This is a genomic window from Amycolatopsis sp. cmx-11-51 (assembly GCF_047608665.1).
GTDB lineage: Bacteria > Actinomycetota > Actinomycetes > Mycobacteriales > Pseudonocardiaceae > Amycolatopsis.
The window spans coordinates 75,139-94,079 of the sequence record NZ_JADNQO010000004.1 but is presented as its reverse complement, the minus strand read 5'-3'; the positions used below and the strand labels follow the sequence as shown (position 1 = coordinate 94,079).

Sequence of the window (18,941 nt, the reverse complement as noted above, 5' to 3'; positions counted from 1 at the left end):
CCGAGGCGGCCGCCCCCGGAGAAGGGTGTCGAGCAGATGTTGTCAACGTTGTCACCTCATCGCCCCCGAAGTAGTACCAGACGCTGTCGAAAGACACTGGCCACCGCCGTCGCGATGGTCTCCGCCCTGGCGTTGACGTCAGGGGCCGCGACGGCTGCGGAAAGCGGCTGGAAAATGGGCAAGCCTCGCCTGACCACCCCGTGGACCAACCAGGTATCGCCGTCCAACGCGTTGCCCGAGTATCCCCGGCCGCAGCTGGTGCGTGAGAACTGGCAGAACCTCAACGGGGTCTGGGAGTTCGCCGGCGCCGCACCCGGCGAGGTCCCGCCGTTCGGCGAGCGGCTCGCCGAGAAGATCCTGGTCCCCTACCCCGCCGAGTCTGCGCTGTCCGGGATCCAGCGCCACGAGGACCACATGTGGTACCGGCGCACATTCACGGTGCCCAAGAACTGGGGCGTCGGCAAGGACAACACCCTCCGGATCAACTTCGGCGCCGTCGACTACAAGGCGAAGGTCTACGTCAACGGCAGGGAGGTCGCGGCGCACCAGGGCGGCTACGGCGCGTTCTCCGCGGACGTGACCTCGGCGCTGAAACCGAAGGGAGAACAGGAAATCATCGTCGGCGTCGAGGATCGCGCCGACGCCACCTGGCAGCCCGTCGGCAAGCAGCGCCTGACCCCCGATCGCGGGATCTTCTACGAGGGCGCCTCCGGTATCTGGCAGACGGTCTGGATGGAGCCGGTCGCGGCAAGGCACGTCGGCACCCTTGGCATGGTCCCCGACCTCAAGTCCTCCACGCTGAAGCTTTCCGTCGACACCGGCGGCGCTTCCGGGCTGACCGTCGAGGCCGTGGTCCGCGACGGCAGGAAGGTGGTCAGCCGCAGCAGGGCCTCCGCCGCCGGGACGATCTCCCTGCCGGTGCCCAAGGCCAAGCTCTGGTCGCCGGATTCGCCCTTCCTCTACGACCTGGACGTCGAACTGAAGGACGGACGGCGCACCGTCGACAAGGTGTCGTCCTACTTCGGCATGCGTGAATTCGGGACCGCGAAGGGTGCCGACGGCAAACTCCGGTTCACCCTCAACGGCAAGATCCTCTTCCTGCAGTCCACTTTGGACCAGGGATACTGGCCGGACGGCATCTACACCGCGCCGACCGACAAGGCGCTGCGCTTCGACCTCGAGCAGCACAAGGTCCTCGGCTTCAACACGGTCCGCAAGCACATCAAGACCGAACCCGACCGCTGGTACCACCACGCCGACAAGCTCGGCCTGCTCGTCTGGCAGGACATGCCGTCGATGCGTACCGGCGGCCGCCCGCCTGCCGACGCGCAGCGGCAGTTCCAGGTCGAGTTGAAGGAACTGGTGGAGCAGAAGAAGAACTGGACCTCGATCGTCGGCTACGTGCCGTTCAACGAGGGCTGGGGCGAGTGGTCGCGGGACACCACCGGGAAGATCGCGGACAGCGTCAAGGCACAGGACCCGACCCGGCTGGTCAACGCGCACAGCGGCGTCAACTGCTGCGATTCCCTCGGCGACTCCGGCAAGGGCGATGTCATCGACTGGCACGCCTACCCTGGCCCCGCGAAGCCGATGCCCGACGGCAAGCGGATCTCGATCGACGGTGAGCACGGCGGCTACGGCCTCGAGGTCAAGGATCACATGTGGTTCGGCGAAGGCCACGCCTACGAGATGGTGAAGGACCAGACGACCCTGAACAGCCGCTACGTCCAGAACCAGCGTGACGTGCTCGCGTCGGCGCAGAGCTGCGCCATCAGCGGCTCGATCTACACGCAGATCACCGACGTCGAGCACGAGGTCAACGGCTTCTTCACCTACGACAGGCAGGTGAAGAAGATGGACTTCGCGCAGGTGCGCGCGGTCAACCAGGCGATCATCCGCAACGCGGACGGCAGTGGTTCCGGCGCGCCCGACCCGGGCCCCGGCACCCCGGGTCTCACCGGTGTGCACGCGTACAAATTCAACGAGGGCAACGGTTCCCGTGCCGCGGACTCGGTCGGCAACGCGCACGCGGCGCTGACCAACGCCCAGTGGGCAGGCGGTGTCGAGGGCGGTGCGCTGGCCTTCGCCGGGAACGGACAGGCTGACACCGGCGCGAACCTCGTAGACACGGCGGGCAGTTACTCGGTCTCGGCGTGGGCGAAGCTGGACGAGGCTAGCGGCGCGTTCCAGACCGTCGTCAGCCAGGACACCGGCCGCGACAGCGCGTTCTTCCTGCAGTACTCCGGGCAGGACCAGCGGTGGGCGATGAGCTTCGTCGGTCTCCGCGCCCTGTCGCCGGAGAAGCCGGAAGTCGGCCGCTGGTACCACCTGACCGGGGTCCGTGACGCGAAAGCGGGCTCATTGTCGCTCTTCGTCGACGGCGAGAAAGTCGCCTCGCAGAACGCCTGCGCCGCTCAGCCGAGCACCGGCCACACGGTGATCGGCCGCGGCCAGTACGGCGGCCAGCAGGTCGACTTCCTGCGCGGGGCGGTGGACGACGTCCGGTTCTACGACCGGTCACTGTCCGACGCCGAGGTCGCGACACTCGCGAAGCGCGACTGAGAACACGCGGCGCCGGGGACACTCCCGGCGCCGCGTGCTCCGCACGAAAGAAGACCCCCGGAGAGCGCGAAACGAGAAGACTGGACGTCCAAGTCCGTGATCGTGCGCGTGGAGGGGTCGAGTTGAAGGTCATCGCCATCGAGGAGCATTTCACCCACCCGACCTTGTACAACGAGGAAGGCGAAGGGGAACTGGGTGACCACCCGATCATGGCCGGCATCCGGAGGAAGCTCCGCGACCTCGGCCGGGGCCGGATCGCGGAGATGGACGCGGCCGGGATCGACGTCCAGGTCCTGTCGCACGCCGTCCCGGGCGCGGAAGCCTTGAAGCCGGAAGAAGCGCATCGGGCGAGCCAGGCGAACGACGCGCTCGCCGACGCGATCTCCCACCATCCCGACCGGTTCGCCGGTTTCGCCGCCCTCCCGATGCAGGCACCGGACGCGGCCGCCGACGAACTCCGCCGTGCCGTGACCGAACTCGGGCTCAAGGGCGCGATGCTCAACGGTCTCACCACCGGCCGTTTCCTCGACGACGCCGCGTTTCAGCCGGTGCTCGCCGCCGCCGAGTCACTCCGCGTCCCGCTCTACCTGCACCCGGCGCTTCCGCCGAAACCCGTGCTGGACGCCTACTTCTCGGGACTTTCCGACCTGCAAGCCGACAACCTCGCCACCGCGGCCTGGGGCTGGCATTCCGAGACCGCCGTGCACCTGTTGCGGCTCATCGTCTCCGGGGTCCTCGACGAGTACCCGGACCTCCAGATCGTCATCGGTCACATGGGCGAGATGATCCCGTTCGCGCTGTCGCGGATCGACGTCGTGCTGACGCCGATCAACGAGCACCTGCGCCAGCCGGTCGCGGACTACTTCAAGACCAACGTCCACATCACCACCAGCGGTTACGCGACGTTCCCGCCGCTGCAGTGCGCGCTGGCCGTACTCGGGGCGGACCGGATCATCTTCTCGGTCGACCATCCGTACACCCCGAACGAGCCCATGGTGGACCTGCTCAAGACCGCGCCCATCGACGAAGCCGACCGCGAGAAGATCGCGCACGGCAACGTCGAAAAGCTACTTCGCCTCTGACTCGATCCACTCTCCGACGATGTCGCCGAGTACGGGCAGCGGCACCTGCCCCTGTTTCAGCACGAGGTCGTGGAAGTCGCGGACGTCGAAGGCCTCGCCCAGGCGTTTCTCGGCGAGGGCGCGCAGCCGCTGGATCTCCAGCCTGCCCGTCATGTACGAGAGCGCCTGGCCTGGCCATTCGATGTACCGATCGGTCTCGGACTGCACCTCGATGTCGCTGAGCACGCAATGCTCGGTGAGGTAGTCCACGCACTGCTGCCGGGTCCAGCCCAGCACGTGCAGTCCGGTGTCGACGACCAGCCGCGCCGCACGCAGGGAATCCTCGGCGACCATGCCCAGCCGCATCACGTCGTCGGAGTACAGACCCATCTCGTCCGCGAGCCGCTCGGTGTAAAGCGCCCAGCCCTCGTCGAACGCCGACAACGGGACCAGCTTGCGCAGCGACGGAACGTCGTCGAGGGCGTGCGACAGGCAAGCCTGGAAATGGTGCCCTGGAACGGCTTCGTGGAAGGCGACGGACTCGGCGATGAACCGGAACCGCTCTTCCACCCGGTAGGTGTTGGTGTAGTAGACGCCCGGACGAGTGCCGTCGGCCGACGGCGTCAGATAGTACGCCTGCGCGGCGGACGGCCCGTCCGATTCCGGCACGGCCCGCACGACGCATTCGGCGGACGGCACCTCGCGGAACCAGCCGGGCGCCGCGGCCGTGGCCCGCGCGACCGCTTCCGCGGCGGTCGTGACCATCTCGTCCGCGTCACGCCAGCACAGCGACGGGTCGGTGCGCAACCGGCGCCGGACCTCGGCGGGATCGTCCACCCCGAACACGGCGGTGCCGAGACGGCGGTACTCCTCGTCCAGCGCACGACCGATTTCGAGGCCGGTCTCGTGCAGTTCCGCCGGGGAGATCCCGGTGGTGGTGTGCGTCCGGGCCAGCCGCGCGTAGGTCTCCTCGCCACCTTCCAGCCAGCAGAGACCCGGCCGTTCGTCGGGGCGCCCGTGCCCGGCGATGTCACGGGCGAGCATCTCGCGATAGGCGACGAGCGACGGCCGGACCTGCTCGGTGAACAGCCGTTCCCGCCGTGCGCCACGATCGCCGGTCAGCGGCGGGAGTAGCAGGGCGTTGGGTTCGACGGCCAAAAACCGGTCGACGTGGGCGATGGCGTTGCCGACCGCGCGTTCGACCGGCGTCCGTCCCGCGTCGATCCCGGTGCGATAGCGGTCGGCCAGGCCCGCGAGGTACGCGGGGATCGCCGCCATCCTGGCCAGGTAGTCCTCCTCGGCTTGTTCTCCCGACGGTGCCAGCTGCGGCAGCCAAGAAAGTACCCCGGCCGCCTCGGCGGCCATGGGATCGCCGAAGATGAACTCGATCTTCCGGGAGTCCAGCCTCGCCAGAAGCCCTTCCGCGTGATGGGTGATCACGCCGAGCGTGACCCGGTCCGGATCGGCCGACCGTGCGGCGTGCCCCGCGACCCGGACGGCCACCTCCCGCAGCCGCGCGTCCCCTGCCTCGGAGACGTCGCGCAGTTCGTGGTCGTGCCCAGGGATGTTGTCGAAGGTCGCCATCAACGGCATCTCGGCCGCGAGGGCGTCGAGGAGTTCGTCCGCGAGTTCGGCGGCGGTCGGCTGGTCGCTCATATCCGACAATTACCAGATCCGGTTCACAACCGGTGGAAAGTCCCGGGTCGGCGACGCCGTGAAGGACTCCTTCCAACTTTGAGGGTCAAGGTCCCGGCAAAGTCGAAATCTTGTAGGTCAGGCGGTATTCGTCACTGCGTGAGCTGACGATGGAGAAATCGGGACGTTGAGTGTCCCTATTCCTCCATCGTCGCGGGATCACACCGGTCGCGGAGCTTGATCAACAAGGGTTCAGGGGGACATGCCCCGGCACACGCCCGAGCGGGGAACCTTTCGGGCGCTCAACGTCCAAAATCCTCCCCACTCGGCCCTTGCAGGCACCAGAAATCAAGCCCCGACTACCGCCAGCAGCTCTGCAGTGCCTGCCGAGAGCTTGCTCGAAGAGGCCCACGCGGTCGCGGCGAAGATCGCGAGCATGTCGGCGTCCCGCGGCCATGATGGTCAAGGAAGCCGTCAACCAGGCCTCCGAGTCCGGTCTGGCCGACGGGCTCCGGTTCGAACGCCACCCAGGACCAGAAAGAGGGTATGGCCGCGTTCACCGAGAAACGCGAGCCGGAGTTCTTTCACTCCTGACCGGTGAGCACCCGATAGAGCGGTCGAAGCAGGGCAGTGACCGAGGTTCCGGCCACCGTGGCCTTGAGCGGCGGGACCTCGTCGAGCAGTCCCAGCGGGTCACCGGACGGCGGTCGTCGCGTGTTCGTGACGTCCCCGGCCGGGCCCCAGCCGAAAAAGTCGTCCATGACCTCGTCCAGAGCGGGTGCCTCGGCATTGGCCGATGGGGCCGTGACGCGGGCGCCCGCTTGACGTCCGATGTCTTCGAGCAGCGTCGTGCGATCGCGTCCGCGAAGCGCGAAGATCGAGAACGGTTCCGTCTCGGCCTCTTGCTCCAGTGCGATCAGCCCGGCGACAAGGTGATCGCATGGAACGCGGGTGCCCGGGCACGTGCAGTCCAGCGACAGTTCCCACGCGGCTTCGGGAAACAGCGGCACCTGCTCCGCGACGAAGAAGCGTTCGACGTCGTCCGGGACCCGCCCGTCGAGCAGGGCGGCCGTCGTGGCCTCCTCCGCGACGATGGCGGCCGTGACCGCCGTCCACACCTGCTTGCCGAACGTCGGCAGGCCGACGCGGACCTCGTAGAACCGTTGCCGCGTCACCCGGACCTCGGCGACGGCCGCGCCGGGCCCGATCGTGAGGGTGTCGACCCGACAGGGCGGCACGAGTCCTTTGTGGACGCCCAGTTCGTCGAGTGCCCGGCGGAATCCGTCAGTCATCGGCCGCCTCCCGTCCCAGTGCGAAGACGTCACGCAGCGAATCGGTGGACAGCTCCGTGAGCCAGTCCTCCCCGTCGGTGACGACGAGGCCGGCCAGCGCTTCCTTCTTGGTGATGACGGCGTCGATGCGTTCCTCGATGGTGCCGGGGCAGACGAACTTCCGCACCTGGACGCTCCGCCGCTGGCCGATGCGAAAGGCGCGGTCGGTCGCCTGTTCCTCGACAGCCGGATTCCACCACCGGTCCAGATGCAGGACGTGGGTGGCCGCGGTGAGCGTCAGCCCCGCTCCCCCGGTCTTCAGCGACGCGAGCAGAATCGGCGGACCGTCGCCCGATTGGAAGTGTTCGACGATCGAGTCGCGGCGCTGCTGTGACAACCCGCCGTGCAGGAAGGCGATCTTCGCGTTCAGCCTATGCGACAGATGCGGCACCAGCAGATGCCCGAACTCGGCGAACTGCGTGAAGCACAGCGTGCGGTCGCCCGACTCCAGGACCTCCGCGAGGAGTTCTTCGAGCCGGTTGACCTTGCCGGAACGGCTTCCGATCGGCGAACCGTCGTGCAGCAGATGCGCGGGATGGTTGCAGATCTGCTTGAGCTTGGTGATCGCGGCGAGGATGTTGCCACGCCGCTTGACCCCGGCGCTGTCGGCGATCTTGGTCATCATCTCGTCCACGGTCGCGCGATACAGCGTCACCTGCTCGCGGGTGAGGCGGTATTCCTGGCGGATCTCGATCTTCTCGGGCAGGTCGGCGAGCACCGTGGGATCGGTTTTGAGCCTACGCAACAGGAACGGCCGGGTCAGCCGGCGCAGTTCGGTGGCCGCGGTCAAGTCGCCCCGGCGCTCGATGGGCACCTCGAACCGCTCGCGGAACTCCTGCCTGACACCGAGGACGCCGGGGTTGAGCAAATCCGACAGCGACCACAGATCGGCGAGCCGGTTCTCCACCGGCGTCCCGGTCAGGGCGACCCGGTGCCCCGCCGGGATCCGGCGCAAGGCCTGTGCCGGACCGGTGTTCTGGTTCTTGACCGCCTGCGCCTCGTCGAGCACGAGCCGGTGCCACCGGGTGCCCGCGAGTTCGTCGGCGTCGCGGGCGGCGGTCGAGTAGGTGGTGACGACGAGGTCCGCGCCGCCGATGCGCGCGGCCAGCCGTGCCCCGTGCTCGCGGTCGGCGCCATGGTGGATGTGGACGCGCAACTCCGGCGCGAACTTGGCCGCTTCGCGTTGCCACGTCCCGAGCAGCGACATCGGGCAGACGAGCAGTGTCGGTCCGGTGTCGTCGTGCGCCCGCTCGATCGCTTCGAGCGCGAGCAGCTGGACGGTCTTCCCGAGTCCCATGTCGTCGGCGAGGCAGGCGCCGAGGCCGATCGACGTCATGAACGCGAGCCAGGCGACGCCCCGGCTCTGGTATGGCCGCAGGGTCGCCAGGAAGGTCGGCGGCGGCTCGACCGGAGCGATGGTGCGCTGGACGCGGCCTGCGAGGAAATCGTCGATCCAGCCGTCGGTGGTGACCTCGGTGACCGGCAGCGGCGTGTCATCGAACCCGTGGAGCAACGCCAGCAGTTCGGCAGGCGTCGGCAGTGGCGGTTTCTCCCAGTCCGCGTCGCGGCGCAGATACTCGAGGCCGGAGCGCAGCAGCTCGGGGTCGACGCTCACCCACCGGCCGCGCAGCCGCACCAGTGACGACTTCGCGGCGGCGAGCCCGGCCAGTTCCTCGTCGGTCAGCGCGTCCTCGCCGATCGCGAGCGCCCAGCGGTAGGAGGCGAGCTGGTGACGGCCGAGACGGTGCACGGCGGCCTGGTCGACGGGCGCGCCGCGGACGGACAGCTTGAGCGCGAGCTTCCGCCTGCCGCCCCAGCTCGCCGGGAGCTGGACGTCGAAACCGGCCGCGACCAGTCGCTCCGCTCCGCCGTCGAGGAACTCCACGGTTTCGGCGACGGTGAGGTCGTAGAGACCCGGCTTGTCGGCTTGGACCGCCGGACCCAGCAACGGCAGCACTCCCGCGGCTCGCTCCAGTTCGGCGGCGAAAAGGCCTTCGGGGTCGGTGAACTTCGCTCCGGCCTTGCCGGACCAGACGTCCTCGGCCGGGAGGAGGAGGCTCGGGTCGGCCGCGGAGCGCAAGAGGAACCGCAGCTGCCACTTTGTTCCGTCGCCGGTCTGGTCGTCGGGGTCGTCGACCGGGCCGTACAGGGTGGGGACCTCGTCGAGCCGGAGGCAGACGGTGCCCTCGGTGAGGTCTGTGTCACCGAGGGCGTCCCAGGCCGCGATGCCCTCGGCGACGATCCCCAGCCGCCCCGGTGCCTGGCTGATCCGGTCGTCGGCGGACTTCAGGGCGTGGAGCCACGATCCGAATGGACCTTCGCGCCCGTCGCTTTCCGTGGCGTGGCCGGCGGCGGCCAGGCGCTCGCGGACCGCGGTGTCGACGAGAGTGTGGAGCGCGTCGGTGACGAGCGCCGCCGGGTCCGGCCTGGTGTGTTCGGCCCGGCCGACCGGCGGGGTGGCCGCGATCAGCGCCTGGAGCGCGACCGCGTCACCACCGCGGGCCACCGGCCGCCAGCGCGCTCGCGCCACGATCTCGTTCCGCACGAGGGTGGGCAGCACCCGGCCGCGGCGCACCAGGTCGTCCGCCAGCCGGACGATGGCGCGGAGGTGGCGGACGGAGGTGCCGTAGCTGACCGTGTCGGCGAGATCCCCCAGCTCGGTGGGGTCGATCAGGAGCGCCGGTACCGACCAGGGTTCCAGCGACAGTTCCTGCTGCGGACGGCCGCGGGCACCCAGTTCGGGCGAAGCGACCGGGCCGCCGCGCCGTGACGGCAGCAGCAGGGTGGCCGACGCGGGCTTGCCGGGGTGCAGCGCGGTCAGATCCGCCACCGACGCGGCGAACGGATGCGGCCGGGCCGACATCGACGGCCGCATCGACGTCGTCGCGGGGCGGTCGCCGTGTTCGCCCCAGAGCACGATCCCGCGGCCTGGGGACCACAGGCCGTGCACGACGAGCGGCGGCATGCTCCTCCTTCGATGTCTGTGCTCCCCAGCATGCCCGTGCCCGGTCAGCGTCCGATCAGCGCGTCACCGGATAGGCTCGCCCGGTGGAGGCATCCCGTGTTTTGGACGCGATCGGTCCGCGCGGGGCCCTGACGATCCTCGGTTGTTCGAAGAGCAAGACCCGAGGCGGGCACGCCGATGAGACCGGCACCGTCTGGTCGGAGACGATGCTCCGCGCACGGGCCGGGGTCCTGGCCAAGTCCAAGGTCGATGACGGCGGGCTGCGTGGCGTCCCACGTCGGGACCGCGTTGATCAAACGCGACGGAGGATCCGGGGAGCTGCTGACAGCGTGGGCAAGGAAGCGCCGCCTGCCCGAGTGGGCCGAGACCGAGATCGAGCGGCAGGTCAGCGAGTACATCGGCCGGATGCCGTTCCGCTCGCCGACGGTGCCCACCGACCTTGACGGTACCAGCCTGCGCGGCTACATCGAGCGGAACAGCATCGCGCCGCTCTCGAACCGGCGCGACGCGCCCGACCGCCCGAGCGGGGGATGGCTCGGCCAGCACGCGGAAAGCGAGAAGGTCCGCGATCGGGATTGTGGAACGTCAATCACGTCGACGAGGACTACGAACCGGAGTTCCTCACGCGGTTCCAGACGTTGACCAACCGCTGACTCACGGCCACTGCGCCTCGGACAGCACGCGCGCGGCTTTGAGGAACGCCTCGCGGTCGGCGGCGGGCAGCTGGTCGAGCAGCCGCTCCTCCTGTTCCTGGATCCGCGTCTGAGTGGACCGCCGCGCGGCGCGGCCGGCGTCGGTGATCCCCAGCAGCCGGACCCGACGGTCCCTCGGATCCGGCTCGCGGGTGATCAGGCCGTCCTCCTGGAGTGTGTCGAGGGTGCCGATGATGCGCGTCTTGTCCGCGCCGATCGCCTTGGCGAGCGCGGCCTGCGTGCGGACGGGGCCGTCGTCGAGCGCGCTGAGCACCACGTAACCCCACATGGTCAACCCGTGCTCGGCCAGCACCGGCGACTCGGCCGTCATCAGCCGTCGCATGAGCCCGCCGAGCATCGCCGCGAGATCCGGCCTCCTCTGCTCCGCCATGCGCAGACCATACCGATCGATCTCCCGAAATCGGTTGACTAACTCATATGCATATGTAGATGATATGCATATGCCTATCAATGACCTTCGCTTCCTCGACGCCATCGTGGTCCGGGCCAGCCTCGACCTCGTCTCCCAGATCACCCCCAGCGACCTGGAAAGACCGACACCCTGCACCGCCTGGACCCTGCACGGCCTCCTCTCTCACATGGCCACCCAGCACTACGGCTTCGCCGCCTCGGCCGACGGGGAAAGCCACCTCGACCACTGGCGCCTGATCCCCTTGGGCGAAGACCCCATCGCCACCTACCGCGACTCGGTCAACCGAGTCCTGAACGCCTTCGTCCCCCACGACCTCGAAGCCCGCAGGTTCGCGCTCCCCGAGTTCTCCACCGAAATCACCTTCACCGCGGAACAGGCCCTGGGTTTCCATTTCGTGGACTACCTGGTGCACTCCTGGGACGTCGCCAAGACCCTGGGCCTGCCGCTCAAATTCCAGCAAGAGGTACTCGACGCCGGGCTGCGGTTGGCCGAGTCGATCCCGGACGGGCAGATCCGGAGGGCACCGGGTGCCGCGTTCGGCCCGGCCGTCGACGAGAAGGGACCGTCCGATTTGGACACGATCGTCGCACTGCTCGGCCGTTCCCCCTCATGGCCGGACGCCAAGCCCCAGGCTTGACCGGGACGGCCTCGAGAATCCGGGCGGTGAGCAGTTCCGGTTTCTCGAGGAACAGTCCGTGCGTGGTCTTGGGGACGACCTCGACGCGAAGGTGCGGACTCAGTGATTCGAGCCGGGCCGCCACCTCACAGGCCTGGTGAAGGACACTCCGTTCGGCGACGACGATCCGGATGAGTACGCCGATGGCGCACAGCTCGTCGTCGCTGAACAGGTGCATCTCGGGAAATGCTGCCTGTACTTGAGAGCGCCACCACGGCCGCATCCTCGCCCTCCAGGAGTCCGGTCCCCGGCCGTACGAACTCGACGACGAGCTGAACACGTTGGGGCCGTTCGATTTCAGCGGTTCGCTGGAGGTTTCTACACCGCGCACACCAAGTTCGACGCCCATGCCGACGTCACCTACTAACCGACCTGGGACCACGTACGGCATCTGATGATCGACCGGACCGGCCGCGTGGTGCGGACCACCCGGATCCCGGTCACCGAAGGTCACCCGCCGGTGAGCACCTCCTCCAGCGCCGCCGCGGAGTCCGGATACCGCTCAAGCAGCCCCAAGCCTGTCGGCGCGGTACTCCCCCACGGCTCGTCACAGCCCAGCAGGTTCGCCACCGCGTCGCAGGCCGCCGGATGCGCGGCCAGGAGTGCCAAGCCGCTCCCACCCGATTTCCTCGGTGCGGCAGGGTTTTCCGGCTGGTTCTTCCAGGGCGGGACCCATGCGTCGAGCGCCGCGAGACGGCCGGGAAAGACCCGCCCGGCTTCGCGGACGAGCAGCGGAACGAGGTCCGCCCCACGCGAGCGCAGCGTGGTGATCAACGTCGGCAGCCAGGGCAGCAACAACCTGTCCGGAAGCTCGGCGAAGGCGTTCGACACCGCCTCGACGACGAAGTCGGCCAGTCCTGGCGCCGGTTCCAGCGCGTGGACGAAACCACTCAGGTAACGCGGGTACGCGGGCAGCACCAACGGGTTCGCCAGCAGACCGGCGCACCTCTCCCGCAGTTCCGCACGAGAGAGCCGGCCGAGCTGTACCTGGGCCGCCCACAGCAGCGCCACCTTCGACGGCTCCTGTGGATGCGATCCGGCGATCGCCAGCTCCAGTTGGGTACGGTCGCAACCCAAGGACAGGGCGAGCGCCTCCATGCTGAACAGGAAGCCCAGCATCGCGGCGACCTGCTCGACACCGGCCTCCTCGTCGGTGAAGGCCGCCGGAAGCAGGGTGCAGTAATGCGCGTACCCCGTCCTGACGAAGTCCTCGACCCACCGGGGTAGCACCGGCTCGCTGGTCCGGTAATGCGCCAGCAGCCTTCGCACCCGCCGCAGTACCTCCGGCGCGCCGTCGACGGTGCGTTCGGTGGACAGGACTTCCAAGGCGCGCGTGCCCAGTTCCCCCGCCAGCCGGGCGCCGCGCAGATAGAGCGTCGCGTCCTCGACGGCTCCGAGCGCCTTCGCCGCGGTGACCTGCGGGTGGTACGCGGACCGCCGGAGCCGTTGTTCCAGCACCTGTTCGATGCTGACACCCTCGTAACCCAGCTCGATGAGCGCCCGCTGATGGGTGCCCAGCGCCAGATCCCACGACTCCTGGATCGGCCGTTCGCCGAGCCGCCGCTCCCCCATGATCGGCCGCGCCGCGCCGTGCGGCATCAGATACCGGAGCATCCACAGCAGATCAGAGCAGGGTTCGAGTTCCGGTTGGGAAGCGATGTCGAGCAGCGCTCGTTGCACACCTCGTTGCTGCAATTTGAGGTTCAGCGGCTCGAGCCTGTCGTGCACGTCGCGTGCCAGCGGTGGCAGCGCGTCGTAGCCGACCTGGCCGATCCGGTCGCCGCCCATCATGATCTCGACGATGCGGCGCACGTCGCGCCTGCCTGGCACGACCTCCTTCTCGATGCAGGTGACCGCCGCGTCCTGGAAGTCGTACGGCGTGGGCTTCGCCCGATCGCGCAGGCCGGCCAGCAGGATCGAGGTCTCGAACACCGCGATCGCGTCGGCCGTCGAGGACAGATATCCGTTGCGGCGCGCCGCCCGCACGACCTCGACCGACCAACCGAGCAACTCGGCCTCGTCCAGCCGGTCCAGGACCGGAGGTCGTTGCAGGAAGCCGGAAAGATGATCCGACGACACCGGATCCGGCGTGGGAGTGGGCAGCTCCGCGGCTTTCTTTCGCTTCGGCCCGCCCACCTGCCCTTCCAGCTGGAACTGCTTGACCTTGGTGCGTTTGAGATTCTTCGCCCACTCGGTCGCGGCGATCGACACCGATCCCCCGGCGAGGCCGAACTGCGCCTCGATCGACGCGTGACTCGACGGGATCAGCCCGTACTGCCAGGCGCTCGCGCTGCGCGGGCTGATCACGAACCCGTCCGTGCCCTCGACGCCGAACTCCGCGACCCGGCTGGCCGCGTGGAACGCGCCGCAGACGTAGAGGCAGTCCGCGGGATCGGCACCCGAAGCGGCGAGGTGCTCGCGCATCCGGGTCCACATGTAGCGCTCGCGGTCCTCGTCCACCCGCACGCGGCGGGTGTCCCCGGGGGCGAGCCTGCGGAACAGGCTGCCGATCAGGAACATGACCTGGCGATAGGTGTCGTGGTCGCCGTCGCCGAGTGGCAGTTCGACGTACTGGTGCCACCATTCCGACCAGTGCCGCACCCGCCCGTGACGCAGCAGGTGTTCCTCGAGTTCGGCGAACCGAGGCCGTAGATCACCGATCTCGACACCGATCGCGTCGCCGTGCAACGCCGCCTCTTCCTCGGCGGGCGGGGCGTCCGGATCCACCTGGGGCTCGCGCTCGTCCCACTGGAAGACATGGTCGGCCGAGCGGTCGACGAGGACGAGTTCGACACCCGGGGTGTCGAGGGCATACGCGATCGCCTGGTACTCGGCCGAAGCCTCGGTGATCGGCGCGACCACCGACAGCGGCGCCCAGTCGGCGGGGAATCCCTTCACGTCCGTCGCGAAAGCCTGCACGGCCACCGGAAGACGGCAGTTGCGCAGCTCGGTCAGCAGCGGCGCCATGTCCTCGCACAGTTCGAGGTAGACCACCTTCGGCTGCTTCTCCCGCAACCGCCGCGCCATCGCCACGGCCGAAGCCGGGGAATGGTGGCAGACCGGGAAGATCTCCAGCGGCTCCCGCACCGCGCGGTCGACGTCGTCGACGAGACCGAGCAGGATGCCCTCCAGTGCGCCGGGCCCGTCGGCGAAAGCGGCCGCGGCCTCCTGCAACTGGCCGCGCAGCGCCTCGAAGGCGCCGCTCACGAGAGGGTGGCGATCGCGTCGCGGCCGCCGTCGAGGAACTCCGGCCAGTCCCCGCCCTCGTCCTTGCTGCGCGGCTCGACGACGCCGTGCAGGTACTTGTTGAGGATCGCCAGGTCCTCCGGCTCACGACGGGCGAGCGAGCCGACGAGCGAAGACGCCAGCGCACGGGCGGTCAGCGCGCGTTCTCCGAAGAAGTTGCTGTGCAGTACCGCGTCTTCGAGGACGCCGATCTGTTCGGCGGTGGACAACGCGGACTCCAGCTTCTCGTCGTCGCTGCCCGCAGATGCCGCCGCGGCACGCAGGTCGCCGAAGCTGCGCAACAGCACGTCGAGCAGCGTCGGCGGCACGTCCAGCTCGATCTGGTGGCGGCGCAGGAGTTCCTCGGTGCGGAAGCGGACGATCTCCGCCTCGCTCTTCTTGTTCGTCACCACCGGGATGCGGACGAAGTTGAACCGGCGCTTGAGCGCGGACGACAGGTCGTTGACACCTCGGTCGCGGCTGTTGGCGGTGGCGATCACGGAGAAGCCGGGCTTGGCGAAGACGATGCCGTCGCTGTCCAGTTCCGGCACCGAGATGTACTTCTCCGACAGGATCGAGATCAGCGCGTCCTGCACGTCGCTGGTGGAGCGGGTCAGCTCCTCGAAACGGCCGATGGAGCCCGCCTCCATCGCGGTCATGATCGGCGACGGGATCATCGAGTCGCGGGACTGGCCCTTGGCGATGACCATGGAGACGTTCCATGAGTACTTGATGTGGTCTTCGGTGGTCCCGGCCGTCCCCTGCACGACGAGCGTGGAGTTACGAGAGATCGCCGCGGCCAGCAGCTCGGCGAGCCAGCTCTTGCCGGTGCCGGGGTCGCCGATCAGCAGCAGCCCTCGGTCGGAGGCGAGCGTGACGATGGCTCGCTCGACGATGCTCCGGTCGCCGAACCATTTCTGCGAGATCTCGCGGTCGAGGCCGTCGGCGCGCTCGGCGCCCAGGACGAACAGGCGAACCATCTTCGGGGACAGGCGCCAGGCGAACGGTTTGGGGCTGTCGTCGACCGACTCCAGCCAGTCCAGCTCTTCGGCGTACTTGAGTTCGGCGGGGGCGCGCAAGACGTCGGACATGTCGTGCCTTTCGGAAAGTTCAGGAGGTGAGGAAGGTCTTGAGTTCGTGGACGAGCTTGGTGATGTGGCCGGAGATCACCGGTGTGCCGAGGTCCTTGAAGCGCTCGCGGAACCACGGGTTCACGCTGCCTCGGCCGGCGCTGGTGACCGAGCCGACCGGGATGAACTTCGCCCCGGATCGGTGGATCGCGGCCATGCTTTCGAAGAGCTGCTCGACGCGGGTCTCGTAGAAGTCGGAGATCCACACCACCACGGTGTTGGCGGGCTCGGCGATCTTCGGCTGGGTCAGCGCCATCGCGACCATGCCGTCGTTGCCGCCGCCGAGATTGGTGCGCAGCAGGGTTTCGAAGGGGTCGTGCACCCACGGCGTGAGGTCGAGCGCCTGGGTGTCGTAGGCGATCAGATGAACGTCCACTTTGGGCAGCCCGGCGAAGATCGAGGCCAGCACGGCACAGTTGACCATCGAGTCGACCATGGAACCGGACTGGTCGACGACCGCGATGAGCCGCTGTGGCGTGGTCTTCTTCGCGGTCTGCTTGTAGTAGAGGCGATCGACGTAGAGCCGTTCCTCTTCCGGGCTCCAGTTGGTGAGGTTCTTCCAAATGGTGCGATCGAGGTCGAGGTTGCGGAACACGCGCTTGGGCGGGACCGAGCGATCCACCTTGCCCGTCGAGGCCTTCTCGACCTGAGTCCGCAGGACTTCCGCGATCTCGTCGACGTAGCGGCGGATCAGCGACTTGGCGTTGGCCAACGCCACTCCGGACAGGTTGTCCTTGTCCCGCAACAACTGTTCGATGAGCGACATACTCGGGCTCAACTTCGCCGCGAGCGCCGGATCGGCGAGGACCTCACGTAGATGCATCCGCTTGACGAGGTCCGCCTCGATGGCGCCGAGTTCCGGGCCGATCGCGGGGAGCAGCGTGCTCAAGTCGGGCGCCCCGCCTCCGCGCCCGGTCAGTGCTCCGCCGGGACGACCGCCACGCAGTTCACCCGGACGGCATCCCAGCGAGCGCTCGAGCCAGCCCGCGTCGGCTTGCCAGCAGGACAGCTGCCCGGCCGTCACCGTGTGGGGTGCGGCGGCGAAGACGTTGAGGAGCACCTTCGACACCAGCGCCGCGCGCCGCACCTCCGCGGCCTTGTCCCGGCTGTCCTCGGGTTCGGGAACCATCAGCCCGTCGAACTCGGCGGCCAGCTCGGGATGGCGCTGGACGATCGAGTCGACGGCGACGTTCGGGTCCAGCAACGCGGACGGCAGGCCGATGTCCTCGACCACGGCCACACTCGCCGATTCGAGCGTGGCCTGCTCGTCGTTGTCGAAGAGCCGGGCGAGCAGCCGCCAGTACAGGACCTGGCGGCGGTTGTCCTCGGGTTCGGTCATTTCCGCAACAGCCTTCCGGCACGTTCGCGCAGCACGGCGGCGGCGTCGGTGGCCGCCTTCTCGGCTTTCACCCCGACCTTGTCCGTGGTGCCCCCGGCCCACGCTCCGGCGTGCACGGCGGTGGTCTTCTTGCGGACGGTGGTCTCCACGGCGAGCGGCTGCAGCCGGAAACCGCCGTCCCACCGGAGCAGGCCGATGCACGCACTGGAGCTCGCGACCGCCTTCGGGGTCAGCGGACCGGCGGCGGGGATGCGATCGGTCTCGACGGCGAGTTGATTTCCCGCGAACGTGAACGTGAGCGCGTCTTCGTCGCCTTCAGTGCTGTAGCCCTCCAGGAAGACAGGGACGGCGATTCGCGCCGGATGCCGGTCCAGTGGCGCGGCCGACGGCGTGGTGGCCTTCGGCAAGACGACACGTGCGGTGGCGAAAGGGTCCGCGGGCTCGCCAAGACGGGCGAGTTCGTCTTTCCAGAGAAGGTCGCCCTCCGCGGTCACCGGCATGTCGGCGAGGTCCATCGAGCGCCCCTCGCCGACCGCCGCGAGCAAGGACAGATGCGGGCGTAGCAGTTGCCAGATCCCGGCTCCGATGATCGTGTCCGGTTTCGGCACGGTCACGCTCGCGCGGACGAGACGTGGCGCGATGCCGTCCTCCGGTTCGAACACCGCGTGGACCTGGGCCTGCGCGGCCGTCGCATGCTCCAGCAGGTCGACCCCGAGCGGCAGCAGGCGGCCGGTGAGGGTGCCGATCGCGGGCGTCGCCGCCACTCCGGGCACGGTCAGCAGCATCCCGCGAGACCATAGATCACCCCAGCGCCGGACGGGAACGCGCTCCAGCGCCGCACCAGGGCAGGACGCCGCGAGTTCGGCCGCGAAGCCGTCGAGCAGGACCGCCAGCCGTCGCAGGCCCGGTTCCGCGAGCAGTGCGGAGATCACCGGCGCCGAGGCCGAAATAAGGTCGTGGTCGATGCCCTGCCAGCCGGCACGGGCCAGATCGGACAGCCAGGAACGAACGGCCGCCAGCAGATTCGGCGATTCCGTCTCGGCGGCTGTTCGAACGGCTTCCTCTCCAGACGACCGACCAGTGGCTTCGGCGGCCCGGGTGACAAGGGCGTCGTGCACCGAGCCGAACACCGCGATCCTCGCTGCGGCAAGGGAAACGAAGTGCTCCTCCCCCGCCGCTCCAGCCGCGGTTTTCTCGGCGGCCTCGGCGACCCGCGCCGCCAGCGGCGACCCCGCGACGGCGTCGGCCAACCCGGTCAGCCCGGTGATCTGTTGGGGGCGAAGCAGCCCTGAGACGAGTACTTGATCGAAGGCGTCGACGGTCGCCAATGCCTCGTCGAGACCGGCGATGGGGTCGGTGAGCAGATCGGTACGCATCACACCACCGTCCTGGTCGGCGGGAACCAGTGCAGTTCCGGCACGGGAGCAGTCGACGGCTCGAACTCCAGGTATGCCAGGTGCCGCAAGAACTGGCTGAAGACAGACGCGGCGGCGGTGTTGTCTCCTTGCGACGGCCGGGTCGCGCTCATGGTCTGCGAAATGGCCTGGCCGGTCAGTTCGTCAGGCTCCACACGCAGATAGCGCGCGACACGCTCGCCGCCGTACTGAAGGACGGACTCGTTGAGCAAGGCGAGGATGTGGTTGCAGAACATGCCCCGCGCCCCGCCGCAGGGCCGGTTGTTGTTGGTACTGCAGGCGAATTCATACGTGCCCGCCGCGACCGACGAGACGTACACGCGCCCGATGTCCGATCCGCTGGACACGACGCCCTGCACCCGTCCGTCGGCCAGTTCGACGAACGGGACCTTCGCGAGCTTGCGCGGGCGGGCCGGTGGCAACACCCGGGCCGTACTCGCTCTTTCCCAGTCTGACAACGCATCTTCTCCTTGCGGG

General features: G+C 68.7%; 13 protein-coding genes. 4 read left to right on the top strand and 9 right to left on the bottom strand.

What is annotated here, in order from left to right:
* Window positions 1–114 precede the first annotated feature (114 nt).
* Together ACM6LU_RS16950 and ACM6LU_RS16945 are read left to right on the top strand one after the other, a co-directional pair.
* Window positions 115–2,562, top strand: a complete 2,448-nt coding sequence (locus tag ACM6LU_RS16950) for a LamG-like jellyroll fold domain-containing protein (RefSeq protein ID WP_414938669.1) — start codon at window positions 115–117, stop codon at window positions 2,560–2,562.
* A gap of 122 nt (window positions 2,563–2,684) precedes the next feature.
* A complete protein-coding gene (locus ACM6LU_RS16945; RefSeq protein WP_414938668.1) occupies window positions 2,685–3,644 on the top strand; it encodes an amidohydrolase family protein in 960 nt (319 codons plus the stop codon).
* Here the strand turns inward: ACM6LU_RS16945 and ACM6LU_RS16940 are convergent.
* The 3 genes from ACM6LU_RS16940 to ACM6LU_RS16930 form a co-directional block, all read right to left on the bottom strand.
* Window positions 3,630–5,279 carry a DUF885 domain-containing protein gene (locus ACM6LU_RS16940; RefSeq protein WP_414938667.1) on the bottom strand — a complete coding sequence of 550 codons (1,650 nt, stop codon included), beginning with the start codon at window positions 5,277–5,279 and terminating at the stop codon, window positions 3,630–3,632. The two genes, ACM6LU_RS16945 and ACM6LU_RS16940, sit on opposite strands and share 15 nt — an antisense overlap.
* Window positions 5,280–5,842: 563 nt before the next feature.
* Window positions 5,843–6,550: a hypothetical protein gene (locus ACM6LU_RS16935; protein WP_414938666.1), complete on the bottom strand. Its 708-nt coding sequence runs from the start codon at window positions 6,548–6,550 to the stop codon at window positions 5,843–5,845.
* Window positions 6,543–9,554, bottom strand: coding sequence for a DEAD/DEAH box helicase (locus tag ACM6LU_RS16930; RefSeq protein WP_414938665.1), 3,012 nt, complete (start codon window positions 9,552–9,554; stop codon window positions 6,543–6,545). Before ACM6LU_RS16930 ends, ACM6LU_RS16935 begins: the two co-directional genes overlap by 8 nt.
* Window positions 9,555–9,818: 264 nt before the next feature.
* Here ACM6LU_RS16930 and ACM6LU_RS16925 point away from each other — a divergent pair, with 264 nt between their 5' ends.
* Entirely contained in the window at window positions 9,819–10,196 is a 378-nt protein-coding gene (locus ACM6LU_RS16925) for a hypothetical protein (RefSeq protein ID WP_414938664.1), read from the top strand.
* Between the two features lie 12 nt (window positions 10,197–10,208).
* On the opposite strand, the gene ACM6LU_RS16920 is transcribed toward ACM6LU_RS16925, so the two are convergent.
* Window positions 10,209–10,637 (bottom strand): MarR family winged helix-turn-helix transcriptional regulator, encoded by a 429-nt coding sequence (locus ACM6LU_RS16920; RefSeq protein ID WP_414938663.1) that lies wholly within the window; start codon window positions 10,635–10,637, stop codon window positions 10,209–10,211.
* Window positions 10,638–10,707: 70 nt separating this feature from the next.
* Here ACM6LU_RS16920 and ACM6LU_RS16915 point away from each other — a divergent pair, with 70 nt between their 5' ends.
* Complete coding sequence (locus ACM6LU_RS16915) at window positions 10,708–11,316, top strand: TIGR03086 family metal-binding protein (RefSeq protein ID WP_414938662.1); 609 nt, start codon at window positions 10,708–10,710, stop codon at window positions 11,314–11,316.
* Window positions 11,317–11,805: 489 nt separating this feature from the next.
* Here the strand turns inward: ACM6LU_RS16915 and ACM6LU_RS16910 are convergent, their stop codons facing one another.
* From ACM6LU_RS16910 to ACM6LU_RS16890, 5 genes are read right to left on the bottom strand one after another with little or no spacing between them, the layout of a single operon-like run.
* Window positions 11,806–14,562, bottom strand: a complete 2,757-nt coding sequence (locus ACM6LU_RS16910; RefSeq protein WP_414938661.1) for a DUF5682 family protein — start codon at window positions 14,560–14,562, stop codon at window positions 11,806–11,808.
* Window positions 14,559–15,671 (bottom strand): ATP-binding protein, encoded by a 1,113-nt coding sequence (locus tag ACM6LU_RS16905; protein WP_101608346.1) that lies wholly within the window; start codon window positions 15,669–15,671, stop codon window positions 14,559–14,561. The genes ACM6LU_RS16910 and ACM6LU_RS16905 overlap by 4 nt, the downstream gene beginning before the upstream one ends.
* 19 nt (window positions 15,672–15,690) lie before the next feature.
* A complete protein-coding gene (locus tag ACM6LU_RS16900) occupies window positions 15,691–17,049 on the bottom strand; it encodes a VWA domain-containing protein (protein ID WP_414938660.1) in 1,359 nt (452 codons plus the stop codon).
* The gene (locus ACM6LU_RS16895) at window positions 17,046–18,425 is read right to left on the bottom strand and encodes a hypothetical protein (protein WP_414938659.1); all 1,380 of its coding nucleotides are present in this window, start codon (window positions 18,423–18,425) and stop codon (window positions 17,046–17,048) included. The genes ACM6LU_RS16900 and ACM6LU_RS16895 overlap by 4 nt, the downstream gene beginning before the upstream one ends.
* Complete coding sequence (locus ACM6LU_RS16890) at window positions 18,425–18,922, bottom strand: hypothetical protein (RefSeq protein ID WP_414938658.1); 498 nt, start codon at window positions 18,920–18,922, stop codon at window positions 18,425–18,427. Before ACM6LU_RS16890 ends, ACM6LU_RS16895 begins: the two co-directional genes overlap by 1 nt.
* Window positions 18,923–18,941: the final 19 nt, after the last annotated feature.

Coding starts and splice junctions, on each gene's coding strand:
- ACM6LU_RS16950 (WP_414938669.1), top strand. CDS start 115: ATGGTCTCCGCCCTGGCGTTGACGTCAGGGGCCGCGACGGCTGCGGAA.
- ACM6LU_RS16920 (WP_414938663.1), bottom strand. CDS start 10,637: ATGGCGGAGCAGAGGAGGCCGGATCTCGCGGCGATGCTCGGCGGGCTC.
- ACM6LU_RS16930 (WP_414938665.1), bottom strand. CDS start 9,554: ATGCCGCCGCTCGTCGTGCACGGCCTGTGGTCCCCAGGCCGCGGGATC.
- ACM6LU_RS16905 (WP_101608346.1), bottom strand. CDS start 15,671: ATGTCCGACGTCTTGCGCGCCCCCGCCGAACTCAAGTACGCCGAAGAG.
- ACM6LU_RS16935 (WP_414938666.1), bottom strand. CDS start 6,550: ATGACTGACGGATTCCGCCGGGCACTCGACGAACTGGGCGTCCACAAA.
- ACM6LU_RS16940 (WP_414938667.1), bottom strand. CDS start 5,279: ATGAGCGACCAGCCGACCGCCGCCGAACTCGCGGACGAACTCCTCGAC.
- ACM6LU_RS16900 (WP_414938660.1), bottom strand. CDS start 17,049: ATGACCGAACCCGAGGACAACCGCCGCCAGGTCCTGTACTGGCGGCTG.
- ACM6LU_RS16915 (WP_414938662.1), top strand. CDS start 10,708: ATGCCTATCAATGACCTTCGCTTCCTCGACGCCATCGTGGTCCGGGCC.
- ACM6LU_RS16895 (WP_414938659.1), bottom strand. CDS start 18,425: ATGCGTACCGATCTGCTCACCGACCCCATCGCCGGTCTCGACGAGGCA.